This is a genomic window from Ruegeria sp. AD91A (assembly GCF_003443535.1).
Taxonomy (GTDB): Bacteria; Pseudomonadota; Alphaproteobacteria; order Rhodobacterales; family Rhodobacteraceae; genus Ruegeria.
In genome coordinates, this window is the sequence record NZ_CP031947.1 from 491,736 (window position 1) to 510,314 (window position 18,579).

17 protein-coding genes are annotated in these 18,579 nt (G+C 56.7%); 6 read left to right on the forward strand and 11 right to left on the reverse strand.

Annotation, left to right across the window (positions count from 1 at the left end; genetic code table 11):
• Positions 1–31 precede the first annotated feature (31 nt).
• From D1823_RS20685 to D1823_RS20710, 6 genes are all read right to left on the reverse strand, one after another.
• A complete protein-coding gene (locus D1823_RS20685) occupies positions 32–1,435 on the reverse strand; it encodes an FAD-binding oxidoreductase (protein WP_117873621.1) in 1,404 nt (467 codons plus the stop codon).
• Positions 1,436–1,472: 37 nt separating this feature from the next.
• Positions 1,473–1,859: a nuclear transport factor 2 family protein gene (locus D1823_RS20690; RefSeq protein ID WP_117873623.1), complete on the reverse strand. Its 387-nt coding sequence runs from the start codon at positions 1,857–1,859 to the stop codon at positions 1,473–1,475.
• Positions 1,860–1,880: 21 nt separating this feature from the next.
• Positions 1,881–2,384 (reverse strand): universal stress protein, encoded by a 504-nt coding sequence (locus D1823_RS20695; protein ID WP_117873625.1) that lies wholly within the window; start codon positions 2,382–2,384, stop codon positions 1,881–1,883.
• A gap of 31 nt (positions 2,385–2,415) precedes the next feature.
• Positions 2,416–3,756, reverse strand: coding sequence for a TRAP transporter large permease (locus D1823_RS20700; protein WP_117873627.1), 1,341 nt, complete (start codon positions 3,754–3,756; stop codon positions 2,416–2,418).
• Positions 3,756–4,322: a TRAP transporter small permease gene (locus tag D1823_RS20705; RefSeq protein WP_117873629.1), complete on the reverse strand. Its 567-nt coding sequence runs from the start codon at positions 4,320–4,322 to the stop codon at positions 3,756–3,758. Before D1823_RS20705 ends, D1823_RS20700 begins: the two co-directional genes overlap by 1 nt.
• A 67-nt stretch (positions 4,323–4,389) precedes the next feature.
• Complete coding sequence (locus D1823_RS20710) at positions 4,390–5,268, reverse strand: TRAP transporter substrate-binding protein (RefSeq protein ID WP_371415325.1); 879 nt, start codon at positions 5,266–5,268, stop codon at positions 4,390–4,392.
• A 295-nt stretch (positions 5,269–5,563) separates the two neighbouring features.
• Here D1823_RS20710 and D1823_RS20715 point away from each other — a divergent pair, with 295 nt between their 5' ends.
• Positions 5,564–6,490: a LysR family transcriptional regulator gene (locus D1823_RS20715; protein ID WP_117873633.1), complete on the forward strand. Its 927-nt coding sequence runs from the start codon at positions 5,564–5,566 to the stop codon at positions 6,488–6,490.
• A gap of 78 nt (positions 6,491–6,568) precedes the next feature.
• On the opposite strand, the gene D1823_RS20720 is transcribed toward D1823_RS20715, so the two are convergent.
• A complete protein-coding gene (locus tag D1823_RS20720; protein WP_305794184.1) occupies positions 6,569–6,880 on the reverse strand; it encodes a RidA family protein in 312 nt (103 codons plus the stop codon).
• 556 nt (positions 6,881–7,436) lie between these two features.
• Here D1823_RS20720 and D1823_RS20725 point away from each other — a divergent pair.
• Positions 7,437–9,476: an NADH:flavin oxidoreductase gene (locus D1823_RS20725; RefSeq protein WP_117873637.1), complete on the forward strand. Its 2,040-nt coding sequence runs from the start codon at positions 7,437–7,439 to the stop codon at positions 9,474–9,476.
• Positions 9,477–9,564: 88 nt separating this feature from the next.
• Positions 9,565–11,583, forward strand: coding sequence for a CocE/NonD family hydrolase (locus tag D1823_RS20730; protein ID WP_162896898.1), 2,019 nt, complete (start codon positions 9,565–9,567; stop codon positions 11,581–11,583).
• A 132-nt stretch (positions 11,584–11,715) separates the two neighbouring features.
• On the opposite strand, the gene D1823_RS20735 is transcribed toward D1823_RS20730, so the two are convergent.
• Positions 11,716–12,177 (reverse strand): Lrp/AsnC family transcriptional regulator, encoded by a 462-nt coding sequence (locus D1823_RS20735; protein ID WP_117873641.1) that lies wholly within the window; start codon positions 12,175–12,177, stop codon positions 11,716–11,718.
• Between the two features lie 108 nt (positions 12,178–12,285).
• Here D1823_RS20735 and D1823_RS20740 point away from each other — a divergent pair, with 108 nt between their 5' ends.
• The 3 genes from D1823_RS20740 to D1823_RS20750 all read left to right on the forward strand — a co-directional run bounded on the left by D1823_RS20740 (position 12,286) and on the right by D1823_RS20750 (position 16,061).
• A complete protein-coding gene (locus D1823_RS20740) occupies positions 12,286–13,428 on the forward strand; it encodes an amidohydrolase (protein ID WP_254683849.1) in 1,143 nt (380 codons plus the stop codon).
• Positions 13,429–13,442: 14 nt separating this feature from the next.
• The gene (locus D1823_RS20745; protein WP_117874074.1) at positions 13,443–14,615 is read left to right on the forward strand and encodes a diaminopropionate ammonia-lyase; all 1,173 of its coding nucleotides are present in this window, start codon (positions 13,443–13,445) and stop codon (positions 14,613–14,615) included.
• A 177-nt stretch (positions 14,616–14,792) separates the two neighbouring features.
• Positions 14,793–16,061, forward strand: coding sequence for an MFS transporter (locus D1823_RS20750; RefSeq protein ID WP_117873643.1), 1,269 nt, complete (start codon positions 14,793–14,795; stop codon positions 16,059–16,061).
• Positions 16,062–16,109: 48 nt separating this feature from the next.
• On the opposite strand, the gene D1823_RS20755 is transcribed toward D1823_RS20750, so the two are convergent.
• From D1823_RS20755 to D1823_RS20765, 3 genes are read right to left on the reverse strand one after another with little or no spacing between them, the layout of a single operon-like run.
• The gene (locus tag D1823_RS20755; protein ID WP_117873645.1) at positions 16,110–17,027 is read right to left on the reverse strand and encodes a U32 family peptidase; all 918 of its coding nucleotides are present in this window, start codon (positions 17,025–17,027) and stop codon (positions 16,110–16,112) included.
• Positions 17,028–17,031: 4 nt separating this feature from the next.
• Positions 17,032–18,009, reverse strand: a complete 978-nt coding sequence (locus tag D1823_RS20760; protein WP_117873647.1) for a peptidase U32 family protein — start codon at positions 18,007–18,009, stop codon at positions 17,032–17,034.
• Positions 18,009–18,551: an SCP2 domain-containing protein gene (locus tag D1823_RS20765; protein ID WP_254683850.1), complete on the reverse strand. Its 543-nt coding sequence runs from the start codon at positions 18,549–18,551 to the stop codon at positions 18,009–18,011. The genes D1823_RS20760 and D1823_RS20765 overlap by 1 nt, the downstream gene beginning before the upstream one ends.
• Positions 18,552–18,579: the final 28 nt, after the last annotated feature.

Sequence of the window (18,579 nt, forward strand, 5' to 3'; positions counted from 1 at the left end):
TATCTTTTCAGGACGCTGAAGCCCCTGTGAGTTACAGTATTTCGTCTTTGAGGTAGTAGCCGACATACGCCATGCGCTGTCCCAGACGGCGAAACGGCGTCAGGATGCCGTGGCTCGGCAACGGGGACGTGAAGATCGGCAGCTCAAATGCCTTGTCCTTCTTGCCTGCAACCAGCTGCGCCATGCGTCGTCCGGCCTGGGCCGAGTACATCACGCCATTGCCACCGTAACCCATGGCGTAGAACACGCTCTGCTCAGGATCCGGCCGGAAAATGCGCGGCATCATATCGTGGCTGACATCAACCCAGCCCCACCAGGAGTAGTCGAGGTTGATATCCGCCAGCGCCGGGAACTTGCGGGCAAGTCCCTTCTTCAGCATGTCCAGATGTTTGCCGTTCTCGGCATCACGCCCTGTCACCGCGCTGCGGCTGCCGATCTGCATCCGATTGTCCGGCAAAAGGCGGTAATAGTGGCGCAGCGTTCGGGTGTCCGTCAGGGGGGATTTGGTCTGGATACCGCATTCATCCAGCTCGGCCTGTGTCAGAGGTCGTGTCACCATCGAGTTTGACAGGATTGGCATCAGGCGGTGCCTGGTTCGGTTGTTGAGACCCGGCGGAGTATAGCCCGCCGTTGCCAAGGCAACGGATTTCGCGCGCACAATGCCACCCGGTGTACGCAAGTGATGTACTCCGCCTTTGGTTTGCCATCCCATGACCGGGCTGCCAGTGTGGATTTTCACGCCCAGCCTGCGCGCCATGTTGACATAACCGAAGGCCAGCTTGCCGGCGTGGATGCAGGTTCCGTCTGGTTCCCACATCGCGCCTGCGGCCTCCATGTCCCGCACATGTTTTTCATGCAGCTCATCTCGGGACAGGATACGCGAACCATAGCCGAACACATCGTTCAGCAACTTGCTCTCTTTCTTGAGCGACGACATGACTTTTTCACGATGCGCGATGTAGTAATGGCCGCCCGGCTGCGGATCACAATCGATTTCATCCGACGAGATCAGATCGTTGAACAACTCGAAAGCTTCAGTGACTTCGGCATGCATGCCTTTGGCCACATCTGTGCCCCAGCGCTGAATCCATTGCGACCGTTTCAGCCGCCCGGATGAGATCTGGGCCTGCCCGCCATTGCGGGTCGAGCATCCCCAAGCCACGGTATTTGCTTCAAGAACAACCGCTTGGATACCGTGTTCCTTGGCAAGGTGAATGGCAGTGGACAGGCCGGTATATCCCGACCCGATCACCACGACATCCGCATCCAGATCACTGGAGATCGGTCCGTCATCAGCCGGAGGTGTTCCGGCTGTTCCTACCCAATATGTTGGCGCATGGTCGCGATTGTGACCCGGACCCGCATCCATGATGGGGTCATACTTTGGATCATAGCTGGCTTTGGGCCAGTGACGCGGGATGCTGTGGTCCACCATTCTTGTTTTTCTCCGAGGCTGCGCGCAAGGCGGCGGATCAGGCTTTGAACATTGGGCGTGTCTTGCGAAGCGCCTGTTTTACGACGATCTTCCCGTCACGCACGGTAAACAGGTCTGCGCCTTCAGCTTCGACCCGCATACCGTCGGCATCGGTTCCCGAAAAGGTCCACTCGGACACGGCGCGATCGCCGTGGACAAAATGACTGTGGTGATCCCAGTGTGCGTCCTTCATGCCTGCCCAGACGCCTGAGAAGGCAGCGGCGATAGCTTCAGAACCTTCGACTTTGTTGCCGTATTTCTCGTCACCAGCCACGGTGTAGAACACGCAGTCATTGGCGAAATGGGTCATCACACCTTCGATGTCGTGACGGTTGAACGCGTCGAACGTGTCTGCCAGGTCCTGCGCAGTGAGGGTATTGCTCATGGTCTTGTCTTTCGTGGTTTTTCAATTGGATGTTTCGTCGTCCCGGTATGGAACGACGAGCGTGGGGATATCTGCACGGCGAAGCACACGCTTGGCGACTGTGCCAAGGAACGTATGCGAGAATCCGTGATCGTGGGCGCCCAAAACGATCAGGTCGCAATTGAGCTGATGTGCGCGTCGCAGAATCACTTCGGCGGGGTGTCCGTCGATGATTTCGATCGTTTCGATCTGATCCTGGATACCGCGATCAGCTTCGGGTAATGCAGCCCAGAATGCCTTTTGCCGCTCGGTCAGCACCGCCTTGACGTGGTCATGACGCGCTTTCAGAGCTTCATTGCGCGAGCCTGTATCTTGCATGAACATGCGAAGAGTTATCAGCGCGTCGTCGCTGAGGGGCTCGGAGACGTGCAGAACATGTAATTTTGCCCCTGTTGACGCGGCCAGGCTGGCCGCGTGCTTTAGGGCATAGGTGGAATTTCGCGACAGATCTGTCGCGAAAAGGATCTGCGTAATTGTTTGTTTCATGGTTTCAGTTCCCTTTTCCGTTCATTCGCGCCTAGTAACCGAACACGCGCGGCAGCCAGAGCGATATCTCGGGGAAGAACGCAATGATGAAGATCGCGATCGTGTTGATGAAGGCGAACGGCAGGGCGCGTAACGAAATCTCTTCAATCGAGATCTTCGATATCCCCGACGCGATGAACAGGTTTTCACCCAACGGTGGTGTCTGGAACCCGATGCCCAGCGTACAGACCATAACCACACCAAAGTGGATCGGATCTATGCCCACGCTATAAGCTACGGGCAGCATCACCGGAACCAGGATCAGGATGGTTGCAAGTGTCTCCATGAACATGCCGACGAACAGCAGGAACAGGATCACAAGTGTCCAGATCACATAGATGTTGTCAGTAAAAGACAACATACCTTGCGCGATCACAGCCGGCACCTGGTTTTCAACCAATAGACGCCCGAATACTGTTGCCGTGAACATGATCAGAAGAACCCGACCGGTCAGCCAAGTGGTGGTTTCCAATGCACCGAACAGACTGCTCCACGACAGCTCGCGATAGATGAACGCGCCCACGATCAGCGTGTAGAAGATCGCAACAATGGCCGCTTCTGTCGGCGTGAAGTAGCCTGAATAGATGCCACCAAGGATCACCACCGGTGCCATCAGCGCCCAGAAGCCGCGATACATCTCGCACCACATAAGGCGTGCAGACCAGCCATCCGTACTGCCGGTGTAGTTGTTCTTTTTCGCTAGAATGTAGTTCATCAGCAGCAGGCTGCCTGCGATCAGGAAGGCGGGCATAAATCCAGCGATAAAGAGCTTCGGAATCGAAACGGTCTGGAACTGGCCGAATTCTTCTACAGCTTCAGGTGGGGGCGGCATACCCAATGCAGCGATGCCAAAAATGATCAGCGGGATCGACGGTGGGATAACGATGCCCAGACCACCTGACGAGGCAGTTATGGCCGATGCAAAACCCTTCGAATAACCGCGATCGATCATGGCCGGGATCATCAGCATGCCAACGGCGGCAGTCGTTGCCGGGCCAGAACCAGAGATAGCACCGAAGAACAGGCAAGCCATGACGGTTGCAGCCGACATGCCGCCTGTGAACGGACCCGCGAAGCTTTCGGCGACATTGATAAGCCGTCGCGACAGCCCCGAGGCCTCCATCAAAGCACCAGCCAGAATGAAAGCGGGTAACGCCATCAGCGGGAAGGACCCAACCGAGGTAAAGGCGATCTGTACGAATTTGATCGGGTTTTCACCCAAGTAAAGAAAGGTGATCAAGGTTGAGACGCCAAGCGCCACGGTGATCGGAGCACCAATGAACAGCAGAAAGAGAAATCCGCCGAACAGCAGTGGGATAATTTCAGCGCCCATTACTTTTCTCCCTCAGAGCTGGAAGTGGTGTGGCTATGGCTTTCGGCCTCGGCTTTGACAGCATCTAGATCAATCGAATCCGGATCGACTATCTCTTCATCCAGCACGAGTTTTCGGTAATTCACCTGGATCACGCGGATGGTCATAAGGGTGAATGCGATAGGCAAGACGATATAGACCCAGCTCAGGTGGAATCCGAGGGTCTGCGACGACTGAAATCGATTCATCTTGTTGAAGATGAAATCAATCGCCAGATAGACGAAAACGACATTGAAGAAGATCCAGAAGAGATCCGCGAATGCCTCGATGTATTTGATCGCGCGGGGCGACAGGAACTTGAACTGAAACGTCACCCGATTATGGGCGCCCATCTTTGCCGCGTAGCTGGCGCCAAAGAAGACAAACCAGACGAACATGTAGATCGACAGTTCTTCGACCCAGGAAAACGAGAACGCAAATAGCGTTCTCACGATAACCTGAAGAAACAACAGACAAACGAATATCGCCAACAACGTGCGACAGATATAGCTTTCGATGTTGTCTACAAATCCCCAAAATTTCGACATCTGACCCTCCCTTTTTGTAGGGGGCACCGTCAGGCACCCCCCATTTCATTGACCTTTTGGTCCTTGCTTATTGCGAAACCGGCTCGCGGCCGATTTCAGCCAGCACAGCGTTGAGCTTTTCGACGCCACCGATGCTTTCATAAAACTTCGGCCACACGGCGGTGGTTGCCAGTTCGATGAATTCGGCCTCGTCGTTCTCAGGGTCGACGATTTCCATGCCTTTTTCGATCAGGATCTCTTTGATCTCAGCTTCCTTCTCGCGCAAGAAGTCGGCAGACGCCTGTGTCGCGGCTTTACCGGCTTCAAGAATGATCGCCTGATCTTCGGCGGACAGTTCCTGGAATACCTGCTCGGAAATGATGAGCGGTTCGATCGAGAAGATGTATCGGATGTTTGTCACATACTTCTGAACTTCGTAGAACTTCATCGCGTTGATGGTGGTGTAAGGGTTGTCCTGACCGTCAACAACTTTGGTCTGCAGTCCGGCGAAAGTTTCCGACCATGCCATCGGCGTCGGGCTGATACCCCAAGACTTATACGTGTCGATCATGATCTCGTTCTTGGGAACGCGGATCACGAGGCCTTCCAGATCGGCAACCGACTTGACCGGCTTTTTTGAGTTGGTGAGAACGCGGAAACCTGTGTAAGTCCAAGCGATGATGCGAACACCGGCGTCGTTGATTGTGTTCTCAGTCAGTTCCTGACCGATTGGGCCCTGGGTCAGCTTTTCGGCGTCCTCAAGGCTGAGGATCACGTAAGGCAGGGTGAACACGCCAACAGTCGGCGAGAACGGGGTAATGTTGTTGATAGCCAGCAGCGACATATCGAGCGTGCCAATGGCCGCATCGTTGACGGTATCCTGCTCGGATCCGAGCTGACCGTTCAGGAAAAGAGTTGCCGTATGATTGCCACCCGATAGCTCTTCAAGGGCAGCTTTGAAGCCCAGTCCCGTTGCTTCTTGGCTGGAACCCCCGCTGTCGCCAACTGCGATTTTGAAGTTCTTCGCGTCAGCCGCGCCTGCGACCATCAGTGCGGCAACGGATACGGCTGCACTGATGGTGCCTAGCTTCTTGATAAATGACATGGATTTCCTCCCATTTGTCGTGTTTCGAGGTGCGCGCTGACCCGGGGAGAGATAGGCCAGTCCGATTCTACCTCGGCGACACGAAGCTAACTTGCCAACATGGTTTCGTCGTTGTTAATATTTGCGCGAAAGGTTTCACAAATATCAAACATACGATATGAAACAGAACAAACTTGATACCCGGATCGGGGACACCGACATCCGTCTTCTGCGCGTTTTTAAAACCGTCGCGGAAAGTGGTGGAATTACTGCCGCCGAGATCGAGCTGAACATCGGAAAATCGACGATCTCGAAACACTTGTCTGACCTGGAACTGAGGCTTGGCCTGAAGCTGTGCAACCGGGGACCGTCAGGATTTTCACTGACGGAAGACGGCGAGAAGGTGCTGACGGCGGCAGAAGACCTGCTTATTTCCGTGGCGCAGTTCAGAACCGAAGTCAACGAAGTCAAACAGCAATTGGCCGGCAGTATCCGCGTGGCTCTGTTCGATCAATGTACGACCAACCCTGAGGCCCGACTTGCCCGCACCATTCACAAGTTCAATGAGGCCGCACCGGCGGTTCACATTGAACTGTCGCTGGAACCTCCCAACGTGATCGAAACAATGGTCATCAGCGGGCATCTGGATGTCGGCATCATCGCGTTGCACAGACCATCGGCAAGCCTGGACTACACACCGCTCTACGGGGAAAACATGTTCTTGTACTGTGGGCAGGAACACCCCCTGTTTGATCGCCCAGATCCGGAGTTGCATTTGAGTGATCTTCGCAAGTTCAACTACGCCGGCTTGAACGTAAACTCTCCGAACCTCATCGTTGGTCAACAACTGGGGTTTCGACGTGCCGCCAAGGTGCAAAACGAGCAGGCACTGGTTATCCTGATACTTTCAGGCCGCTACCTTGGGTTTCTTCCGGACCATCTGGCGCAGGAATTTGTCGAACAGGGGATTATGAAGCAGGTTTTACCGCGGGAAATCAAATACAGAACCCGTTTCGCGGCCGTAGCCAGGAAACAACCTGCGCCAACACGCGTGGCCAAGTTGTTTCTGGAAACACTGGAAAAGGTGCATTCTCAGGTGCAGTAAGAACGTGCTCAGGGCGTCTTGTTTTCCAAACCCAAACCCGCCCGCCTGGAAGCAGCGCACGACGCGAGGCCGGGCGGATCAATCGCAGGCTGCGGTAACGATCATTTCGACCTTCAGAACATCACGGGCCAGTTTCGCCTCGCCACAGGCACGGGCCGGGGCGTGGCCCTCCGGCACCCAGGCATCCCAGACCGCGTTCATTTCGGCAATATCGGCCATGTCCGACAACCAGATCACACATTGCAGGATGCGCGTCTTGTCACTGCCGGCCTTGGCCAGAAGGTCCTCGACCTTGGCAAGGATGTCACGGGTTTGATCCGCAACCGTTGCGGCATCCGAAACCTGTCCGCACAGATAGGCGGTTCCGTTATGTTTGACGATGCGGCTCATGCGCTGGCCGGTTTCGATGCGAGTGCTGGTCACGACTGCTGTCTCCTGTCACGAAAGGTATCTTCCAGCTGGGCGATAGAGTGAAACGATGCCAACTGCCACCCCGGACATTCAACCATCGAATAATCGCCAACCTGCCGTGCAGGATCATTCAACCCGACAGCGCACTTATGTTGGGTGATCTAATATTTCGTTCGGTTTGGAGGTTCGACAAGTGACCTAACCTCTTTGTCGCTCTTCTTCCCAAGGTGGTGTAGTGCGTAGTGAGCCAGTCGGTCAGCGACCTGCAGACAGGTCGTTTTCACCGCTGTTCTTTCTGTCCTGTCTTGCGGTCATCCGCCAACGATCTGGGTGAAACATCCCGGTGTTGGGTGACAAGGAGTTTGACGGAGAAATCCCAGTCTGTTTTCAATCGGCACAGAGTTCCACCGCTCGCCTTAAACTCGGAGCGCCATATGCCACCCGACACTGCCACCACAGTATTTTTTGCATTGCCGCTACGGGACAGCGAGGTTGGTCAACTGATGTCATTGGTTTTGAAAAAGGACGGGTGGTCATGATCCGCGATGTGTTGCTGCAACCGTATCAGCTGAAACATCTGACGCTGAAAAACAGGATCATGACGACCAGTCATGAACCTGCCTACCCCGAAGACGGCATGCCCAAGGAGCGTTATCGCGCCTATCATGAGATACGTGCGAAAGCTGGTGTTGCCATGACCATGACAGCTGGGTCTGCCACCGTCAGCCGCGACAGCCCGCCGGTGTTCAACAACATCCTTGCCTACAAGGACGAGGTCGTACGCTGGATGGCTGATTTGACGGATGCCTGCCATGCTCATGGTTGCGCAGTGATGATCCAATTGACCCATCTGGGGCGACGCACGGGTTGGAACAAGGGCGATTGGCTGCCCTCCGTCTCTTCGTCGCATTATCGTGAACCGGCCCACCGGGCTTTTGCGAAGAAGATGGAAGACCATGATATTGAGCGGATCGTGAGCGATTATGCCGATGCAGCCGAACGTATGAAGGCCGCAGGTCTCGACGGAATCGAATTGCAAGCCTATGGCCACCTGATCGATCAGTTCTGGTCACCGCTCACCAATACGATGGACGCACCCTATGGCGGCAGTCTCGACAATCGGTTGCGGTTCGGCTTCATGGTTCTGGATGCGATCCGCGACCGTGTCGGGACGGATTTCATCCTTGGCGTCCGCTACACAGCAGATGAGGTTGAAAAAGGCGGCATCACCGAAGAAGACGGACTGGAAATCGCCCGAAGGCTGCGCGACAGCGGTCAGGTCGATTTCCTGAACGTCATTCGCGGCCGTATTCATACAGACCCTGCCATGACGGATGTGATCCCGGTGCAGGGCATGAAAAGCGCACCACATCTGGATTTTGCCGGGCGCGTACGAGCCGAAATCGGGATGCCTACCTTCCATGCGTCACGCATTCCCGATGTGGCAACCGCACGACATTCAGTGGCGTCCGGGTTGCTGGATATGGTCGGCATGACCCGCGCACACATGGCCGACCCGATGATCGTGTCCAAAATTCAGGCCGGTCGGGAAGATGACATCCGCCCCTGCGTCGGCGCAACCTACTGCCTGGACCGGATTTATCAGGCCGGTGAAGCCCTTTGCATTCATAACCCTGCTACCGGGCGCGAATTGTCGATGCCGCACGTGATCACCGCGGCCAAGTCCCGCCGCCGGGCGGTCATCGTCGGCGCAGGGCCCGGAGGGCTCGAAGCGGCACGGGTTGCGGCAGAACGCGGTCATGACGTTACCGTTCTGGAAGCGGCCTCTGAACCCGGCGGTCAGGTTCGTCTGGCCGCGCAGTCCCGACGCCGGGCCGAGATGATCGGGATCATCGACTGGCGCATGGCGCAATGCGCTGCACGCGATGTCAGGTTCCAATTCAACACGTTTGCAGACGCGGGTGACCTAAAAGCATTTTCGCCCGATATTGTGGTTATCGCGACCGGAGGGTTGCCCGAGACGACGATATTGGAAACCGGCAACGATCTGGCGGTTTCGGCGTGGGACATCCTGTCCGGAGACGTGCACCCGGGCGAAAACGTGCTGATCTACGATGATGCGGGCGGCCACCCGGCCCTTATGGCGGCCGAAATCATCGCCGAGTCCGGTTCGCGGGTTGAGATCATGACCCGCGACCGCAGCTTTGCGCCTGAGATCATGGGCATGAATCTGGTGCCATATATGCGTGCGCTGCAAAAAACGGGAGCGCTGTTCACCGTAACCCGGACGCTGAAATCGTTGGTACGCTCAGGCAATCAACTGGAAGCCGCCATTGGAACGGATTACTCGGATCTTGTTGAAAAGCGCATGTATGATCAGGTGATCGTCAATCAGGGTACCTTGCCTCTGGACGATCTCTATTTCGAACTCAAGCCGCTTTCGCGAAATCTTGGCGCTGTGGATCACGACGCTCTTGTCGCGAATTCGGGTGACATGTTTCCGCTGGTGAACCCGAAGGCTGACTTTGATCTGTATCGGATCGGAGACGCCGTTTCCTCGCGCAACATACACGCAGCAGTCTATGATGCGCTGCGGCTTGGCCTTCGGTGGTGACACCATCAGAGAATGCGCTTTGAACACGTACCACCGATTACCTGTACGACATGAAACCACTTTTGCGCCCGAACGAAAAGGACCGGACATGAGCAATATTGAGGTCATCGAGACTGTTTGGATACCGCTACCTGACGGCACGAAACTCGCGGCGCGCCTGTGGCTGCCGGAAAACACGAAAATCGTCCCTGTGCCCTGCATCCTGGAATACATCCCCTATCGTCGTCGGGACAGAACACGGATGCGGGATGAAAGCATGCACCCGCATTTTGCGGACGCCGGCTATGCATCAATCCGCGTTGATATCCGGGGTTACGGTGACAGTGACGGCGTCTCCGAAGACGAGTATTCGCATCAGGAAATTCAGGACGGTCACGACGTCATCCAGTGGATTGCCGATCAGGACTGGTGCGATGGAAATGTCGGAATGTTCGGCAAAAGCTGGGGGGCATATAACGCGTTTCAGGTGGCGGCGACACGTCCTCCGGCGTTGAAGGCGATAGCCCCGGTTATGGGCACAGACGACCGGTGGCGCGAGGACATTCACTTTTACGGCGGATGTCTGGCCAACGACAATTTCTGGTGGGGCTCGATCATGCAGCTGTACAACGCCATGCCACCAGACCCAGAGATTGTCGGCGCGGACCGCTGGCTTGACATGTGGCGCGAGCGGTTGGAAGGCGCTGAGTTCTGGCCGGCCATGTGGCTGGAGCACCAGACCCATGACGAGATGTGGCGGCGCGGTTCGATCTGCGAGAATTATGCCGACGTGGATGTGCCGGTCTACTTTTTCGGCGGTTGGATGGATCTGTACCGGGATACGCCATTCCGCATCGCCGAACACCTAAGCGGACCGGTCAAGATCCTGATGGGGCCATGGGCGCATCTTTACCCGCATGAAGGGGTGCCCGGCCCCAAGGCTGATTTCGTCGGAGAGGTCATCCGGTTCTGGGATCACTGGCTGAAGGGAAAAGACACAGGGTTGATGGACGAACCGCCCTTGCGGTTTTTCCTTCAAGACAGCACAGCGCCGACCGGAACGCATCTGGAACGCACGGGGCGCTGGGTCGAAGAGCCGAGCTGGCCGTCACCGAATATCACCAATACGTCCCTTTGGCTGAATGAGCTGACGCTTGAGGCAGACCCCGTTTCCGGAGCAGAGCTTGCGATTTGCTCGCCGCAAAGCTTTGGGGCAGCCGCAGGTGATATGTGCTCTTTCGCCATACCCGGCGACATGGCGGCAGACTGCCGGATCGACGCCGCAGGCGCATTGCAGTTCAAAGCGGCACCACTTGAAGACGCACTTGATATTTTGGGGCAACCGTCCGTCGATCTGAAGGTTTCAGCAGATCAGGCTCAGGGCTTTGTCGTTGCATTGCTGGTGGACGAAGCCCCGAACGGTGCGCAGACGCTGATTGCACGGGGATTCTGCAACCTCAACCACCGGCTCAGCGATACAGAACCCACACCGATCACACCCGGAGAGGAGATGGCAGTAACCGTCCCGATGTATGGAACAGGATATCGGGTTCTGTCAGGTCATCGCATCGTTTTGCAGATTGCTTCGGCTTATTGGCCTGTTCTTTGGCCCACCCCCGAACCTGTAACGCTTTCGATAAGGCCGGGTCGCTCGTACCTGTCTCTTCCCATCCGCAACCAGGGCATTGAAACAACAGAACCACGCCCGCTGCCCGAACCGATAGCGTCTGGTGCCCGGCCCAGAAAGACCAAAGTGAGATCGGGCTCGATGGAGCGCTCGGTCCACACGGACCTGACGAATGGCGAGGTAACTCACAGGTTTTTCCTTGACGGAGGCGTCTTCGGGCCGGTGGGTGATTTCCGTCTCGACGATATAGGGACGGTGCTCAGCGACGTGTCAGATCGGAGATATACAATCCGTCCGGGCGACCCGCTTTCGGGTGTTGCCACGATGGAGCAGACCGCCTGTTTCGACCGTGAAGGCTGGTCAGCCAGGATCTGGACCTATTCCGAACAACGAGCAACGGCCACCGAGTTTCATTTGATCTCGCGCTTGAAGGCATGGTCGGGGGAGGAGCTGATCTTTGAAGAAGAGAATTCGCATGTCATTCCGCGCAACGGAATGTAGTTGAAAACACTGTAGAACAATTGCGTTGAAACCCTTTGACGGGACTTGCCTTTGCAGTCCTGTCAATCCAACCGAATGGTTCAAGCCTGCGCGGGAATGTCTGGACGGGTCTGTCGTTGCACCATGTGCCGGTCAGAAACCCAAAGCGCTGCCGGATTTGATGGTATCCATTGAAACGAAGGTTTTGAACTTTCGAATATTTCCGTTTTCAAAGAACATCCGGCGGGTGAAATCTTCGTAAACCGCCATGCTTTCGACGACCACGACAACCATGAAATCCACCTCTCCGGTCACATAATAGCATTGCTGGACTTCCGGAGCATTCAGCAAGGTTTTCTTGACGGCATCAATCTCGTCAGGGGTTTCGCTGACCAGTTCAAGTTCGACAAAGATGGTAAGCTGAAGACCAACGGCTGCCGGATCAACAATGGCGACATTGGCGCGGATCACGCCCTCGGCCTCCATCCGGCGGATACGGCGCTGCACAGAGGGTGCAGACAGGTTTACGGCCTCGCCAATCTTGTGCTGCGTGGTTTTGTTGTCTTTCTGCAGGATCCGCAGGATCGCGCGGTCGAACTCGTCTAATTGTGTCATGTGAAAGAAACTTGCATGATATGCATCAAACTAGAGCCCTTTTTTCAGGTCAGTTGCAATAAAATTGTTTCGACCACGTTCACAATGCATCGAAGGGAAAGAGTCGCCGTGACCGCATTGACAGAAAGCCTGCCTGCGTTGCGCCATGAGTTTCATCGCAACCCCGAGCTTGGATTTCAGGAAAACTGGACCAAAGCACGGATTGCCGGGCAACTGCGAAGCTTGGGCATCGAGGTATACGAAGGTGTCGGCGTTGTGGGTGTCTTGAAGTCGGGCAACGGCAACCATGCCATCGGGCTGCGCGCGGATTTCGACGCGCTGCCGATCACCGAGGTCAATACGTTTGCCCACAAGTCGCAGAACGAAGGTGTCATGCATGCCTGTGGACATGATGGCCACACGGTGATGCTGCTTGGGGCCGCCGAATTGCTGGCCAAAGATCCGGCGTTTGAAGGCACGGTTGTCTTCCTGTTTCAGCCCAATGAAGAGCATGGGCTTGGGGCAAGGGCGATGATCGATGAGGGCGTTTTGCGGACCTTCCCGATTCAAGAGGTTTACGGCGCACACAATCTGCCCGGTGAGCCTGTTGGCCGGGTTTCAACCCGTGCCGGAGTGATCTGTTGCAGTGAAAGCCTGTTCGAGATCACGATTACCGGTCAGGGCGGTCATGCCTCGATGCCCCATGTCGGGCGCGAAACGATCACGCCTGCGGCGGAACTGGTATTGGCCCTGCAAACCATAGTTTCACGCAAGCTTGCACCTTCATCCGGCGCGGTTGTGTCAGTAACCGAGTTCATCACCGACGGGCAGCGAAATGTGCTTCCGGGGTACACGGTTCTGAAAGGTGACGCGCGGGCCATGTCACCGGAAGACCGTACGTTGATAGAGCGCAATATGCGCCAGATCGCAGCCGGTGTGGCCGAAAGCCATGGCGTCGAAGTGACTGTGGATTTCCGCACCGAGTTTATCGAGGCAAACAACGATGACGATGCCGCATCGCACGTCATTTCAGCGGCAGCAGCCACGGGCCTTGAAGTGGACGGAGACCGCTCTGCCATGTCTTTTTCGGAAGATTTCGCTGAGTTTGCTGCCGTCGTGCCCGGGTGTTTCCTGCTTATTGGCAACGGGACCGAAGGATCAAATGGTCGTCCGCTGCACTCGGCTGATTACGATTTCAACGACGAACTGCTCCCGCTGGGCGCAAAATTCTGGGCAGAGCTGGTGCGGCAGCGCCTGCCGCTGAACCCCTGACAGGACACATGACCATGACAGAAATCATCGCTCATCAGGCAGGCAGGCCGGGTTTTGGCGCCGCTGCCGAAACCGTATTGACAAAACAGGATTTCGATCGCGCGGCAAAGGAAATCACCCAATGGGAGGGGTATGCGCCCACGCCTCTGCATTCTTTGCCCGCGTTGGCAGCCGAGATTGGCGTCGCGGAGGTCCACTACAAGGATGAAGGTCCCCGGTTTGGGCTTGGCAGTTTCAAGGCATTGGGGGGTGCATTTGCCGCGTTGCGTGTTCTGCAACGTGAAATATCACGCCGGACGGGCCAGGATGTGTCTTTGGAAGATATCCGCACTGGCCGCTGCGCTGATGAAGTTGCAGGGATCACGCTTGTTTCGGCGACCGATGGCAACCACGGTCGATCCCTCGCGTGGGGGTGCAAACGGTTCGGCGCGCCTTGCCGGATCTACATTCACGCCGAAGTCAGTGAAGGCCGCGCGCAGGCCATGCGTGATCTGGGGGCTGACGTCATGCGCATCGATGGTGACTATGACGCCTCGGTCGATCAATGTCGACGGGAAGCGGACGAGAATGGCTGGTTCGTGGTTTCGGACACATCATGGCCAGGTTACACCGACCCGCCGCGCGACGTGATGTCGGGCTACGGCGTCATGGTCAAAGAAGTCGTGAATGCAATGGACACGGCACCGACGCATGTCTTTCTGCAAGGAGGAGTCGGAGGGCTTGCCGCGGCAGTTGCGGCAGCATTGCGTCAGGCCTGGGGTGATGTCTCTCCGCGCGTCGTGGTTGTGGAACCGCATCTGGCCGCGTGTTTGTTCGAAAGCGCAAGGCAGGGGCAAGCCGCGTCTGTAGAAATCGATGAAGAGACCATTATGGCGGGTTTGTCCTGCGGTGTACCGTCTCCGATGGCATGGGAGATTTTGCGCAGTGAAGCCTCGGACTTTCTGACAATCGGCGATGAGCTGATACCGCCAACCGTCCGCCGCCTGGCGCGTCCGCAAGGCGCAGATCCGGTGATCGAAGCCGGAGAGAGCGGCGTTGCCGGATTGGCTGCATTGAATGAAGTGGCAAACAACCAAAAGCTTTTCCGGAAGCTTGGTTTGACGGCGCAGTCTCGTGTTTTGACGATCGGATCCGAAGGTGTGACGGATCCCGATATCTATGCCCTGATCATGAAAGGCGACGTGTAGCTCAGCGCGTTTCTTGCGGTCGCAGATGCCAATCAGCTTAGTCCAAAACCCAGTTGCAATGGGTCCCAAGACGGATGAATCCGACATATTGGCCTGCAACGGAGAAGTTCCATCAAACGACATTTCGATGTCGTAGGAGTTGTATACAGGCCTGCCCCGCATGAGTAGCCGTTGGCTATGATACGCGCGTTAAATGAAAACTGGGCGCTGTTCCTGGGGATGTTCATGCTGATGGTTGCCAACGGTCTGTTGGCGACGTTGCTGACGATCCGGGGGGCCAGCCTGGGCTTTAGTGACTTCACGATTTCCGTCATGCAGGCTAGCTATCCCTTGGGCGCGCTTGCGGGGACGGCGCTTGCCCCAAGGCTGGTCGAAAATGTCGGGCATATTCGGGCATTTTCGGCCCTCGCCTCGCTGGTTTCAATTGCGGCCATTGTGCATCTGCTGACTAGCGACGCGATCAGCTGGAGCGTGATGCGCTTGCTGGGAGGGTTTTGCTATCCAGGGCTTTACGTCATCACCGAAAGCTGGCTGAACGCAAAAAGCGAAAACAGCATGCGTGCTCAGGTTCTGTCGCTGTATTTCATTATTCAGCTTGCCGGCCCAGCCCTCGGAACGGCCATGGTCGGTTTCCCCGACCCCACCGGAAACCTGCTGTTCGGCCTTGTTTCCATCCTGATTTCGCTGTCGATCGTGCCGCTTCTTCTGTCGGGCAACAGGGCGCCGGAATATGCCGCACCGGAACGCATGTCGGTTCCCGTGCTTTACAAGGTTTCGCCCATCGCAGTCATCGGCATCGTTCTGGTCAGCATCGGTGTCGCGGCGTCCTACATCTCGTTGCCGCTTTATGCGTTGCAAAACGGCTTTACGACGGCGCAGGCGTCAGGGGCGCTGGTGGCGGCGTTGATCGCCGGTGCGGTGGTACAATACCCGATCGGCTGGCTGTCTGATCACACGGACAGACGCTATGTGGTCATTGGGCTGGGCGTTATAACGACCCTGTCCAGTCTTTGGATGACCATCGATACATCACCGTCTCATATCGTCTATGGTTTTGTACTGATCGCAATCGGGCTGTACCCTGCGTATTCGATCCTGACGGCGCATGCCAATGATCAACTCAAGCTGTCTCAGATCGTTCCGGCCAGTGGCACGATGGTGCTGCTACTGAATGTCGGCCTGCTGGTGGGAACCATGCTGGGACCGAACTCTATCTCTTTGTTCGGCGGGCGCGGTCTTCAGTTTCTTCTGGCGGCTATCGGTATTGCGGTCGCCCTTTTCGCATTGATCCGGCGTGTTCAGGTGGCCGCGCCCACCGACACCGGCGATGTGCAGGTCGTGGGGATTATCGGCACCGGGCAACCCGGGGTTTTGCAGGCCGAAACCTGGGTTCAGGAAGAAGAAACCAGGGCAGACCCGGACTCATCCCACGGGTTCAAAGCATAGGCTGTTTCATTCGCGTCAAGCGCGACGGAAGTCGTGCCAATGTGGCGGTCAAACGGAGATCGAAGCCGCCTTTGAAGCACCGGACCATTCTGCACCACAGGACCCCGTCAGAAATCCGTCGCTCAACCGAATATCAGGATCAGCACCACGCAGGGCGCGCTCCAGTTCGCCCTGGGGAAGATCGCCGTCGATACGCTTTCGATACAGTTCGCACAGTTGATGGAAGCCGCCAGATTGCGGTGACAGACGCAATGCCGAGATGCCAACCTGTTTCAGCAGGTCGATCTGATGGTCCGTACAGGCATAGCTGTCTGACAGGGTCTGCACCCCGTTCATTGCCATGAACGGCTTGCCGTCACCCGTAAGAACGTCCAACCCATCCGGATCGTCTTCGCAGGCAAACTGGCAATTGTCCTTGCTGCGCCCATGCAATCGCGCGTGGTAACAGCGCCCGGAAATGGCCAGCGGCAACCTGCCATGCCCCCATATTTCGATCGCGACACCCAAGTCCGAGGCAGCTTGCGCAAGCGTTTTGACCGAAGCGACGGGCAGTTCCGGCGGAAGACAAACCCGGCGCGCACCCCGAGCGGCCAACCATTTCAAAGTGCCTTCGTTGTAGACATTCACCAACGGGCCAACGGTGAACGTGCAGGTGCCGGGCAAATGTGCCAACGCGGTCAGATCGTTGATCTCGACCATGACGCCCATTTCTTTAAGCTCAGCCGTGAGTTTGCGCTCGCGTTTCAGAGTCACCAGGGCCAGGCTTGTCAGCGCAACCTCTTTGCCCGCTTCGACCAATCGGGAAATCGCCTCGGGGATACGATCCTGATAAAATGGCAATCGCTTGGAACAGACCAGTTCTCCGAGCACGACGCGGTCGACGGGCGATCGGGCCAGATCATCGTAAAACGCAGCCCAGGTTTCGGCGGGCCAGAAGAACTGGTTCGGGCCTACTGTCAGTTCCATCGGATTATCTCCACGTCTTCTTGTACGCGCCGGTCGTCATGGCCTGCCCTTCGGACAATCGCGCAAGCATTCCTTCCGGCATCGGCTGGCCTGACTCCAGCGCATCGACCGCGACGCGAAAATTCCGAACGACCTGTGCGACATAGGATTTGGACCGTTGGCGCCCTTCGATCTTCAAGGCTGTCACACCTGCCTTTTGCAATTGCGGGATCAACCGTTCTGCGTTCAGGCTGACGGGATCCTCGAACAGGTGCCCGGTTTTTTCACCGGCGGAAAAACACCCTTTGCACAATGTCGGGTAAGGAGCGGGCTCATCCCGTTCGACGCGGTGGATCAGGTAACCGCCAAGGCGCGCGTTCAACGCGCCCTGTTCTTCTTGATACTGCACATGGCTGGCAGGAGAGCAGACACCATTCATATTGGGAGACAACCCGGTGGCATAAGAGGACAGCGAGCATCGCCCCTCGGCCATGACACAAAGACCGCCGAACACGAAGACTTCGGTTTCGACGTCGGTTTCAGAGTTGATCGCGGCAATTTCCGGCACGGACAAAACGCGTGGCAAGACCACCCGTTTCACACCAAATGTTTCGGCATAGAAATTGATCACGTCAGCATTGGCCGCCGCGGCCTGCACGGACAGGTGCCTGCGTAATCCGGGGTGGTGTCGCGCGGCGTAGTCCAGCAAACCCAGATCGGCGAGAATTACAGCATCCGCATCACAGGCTTCGGCATCCGCCACTGCCCGTTTCCAGATCTCTTCGCTGCCCGCCTGCGGGAAGGTATTGATTGCAACCAACACCTTCGATCCGTGATCGTGGGCATAGGAAATTCCTGCCCGCATTTCAGCGCGATCGAAGTTGAGACCCGGAAAGTTGCGCGCATTGGTTTCATCATTGAAGCCACAGTAAACAGTGTGGGCCCCGGCATTGACAGCTGCACGCAGGGCGGTGGGCGTTCCCGCCGGACAAACGATCTCCATTACCATAAAACAGCGTCCTCGGGTCGAGTCAGGTAAAGACCGGTCCGACGCTCTGCAAATGCGATGATCTGCTTCAGTGGGCGTGCAAGCGGGCCGGAAAGGGTTGCGGCCTCGTGCGCAAGATCCAGCTCTGCGTCGTCGATTGCGTTGCGCAACGCCAGTGCCGCGGCTGTGTCGCCCTCGATCACCAGATCGCGTGAAAAGAACAGGGCATCACCGTCAAACGCGCCGTGCACCAGCCCCAGCAGCGCGGCCAGTGGGCCGGAAATTCGCGCAGCCCCAACCACGCGCCCCCGACTCAACCTTATCCTTGGCGTGCCACCATTCGGTTCGAGGAGAAGGACAACCGGCAGATCCGTTGGATCGAGCACAAACGCGACCCGGCTGAAATCACCGAGCCGGTTGAGCAGGTCCGGGTGTTTCCCGGTTATCTTTCGGGAAAACGCCGTCAGTGACAGCGACAAAGGTGCAAGCGGAACAAACCGCAGGGTCGCTGCCAGAGCGGCAGGGCATCGCGGTATCTGGTTTTGGGGATCGGACAAACAGACCTCCTGCTGTCTCAACAAAGTG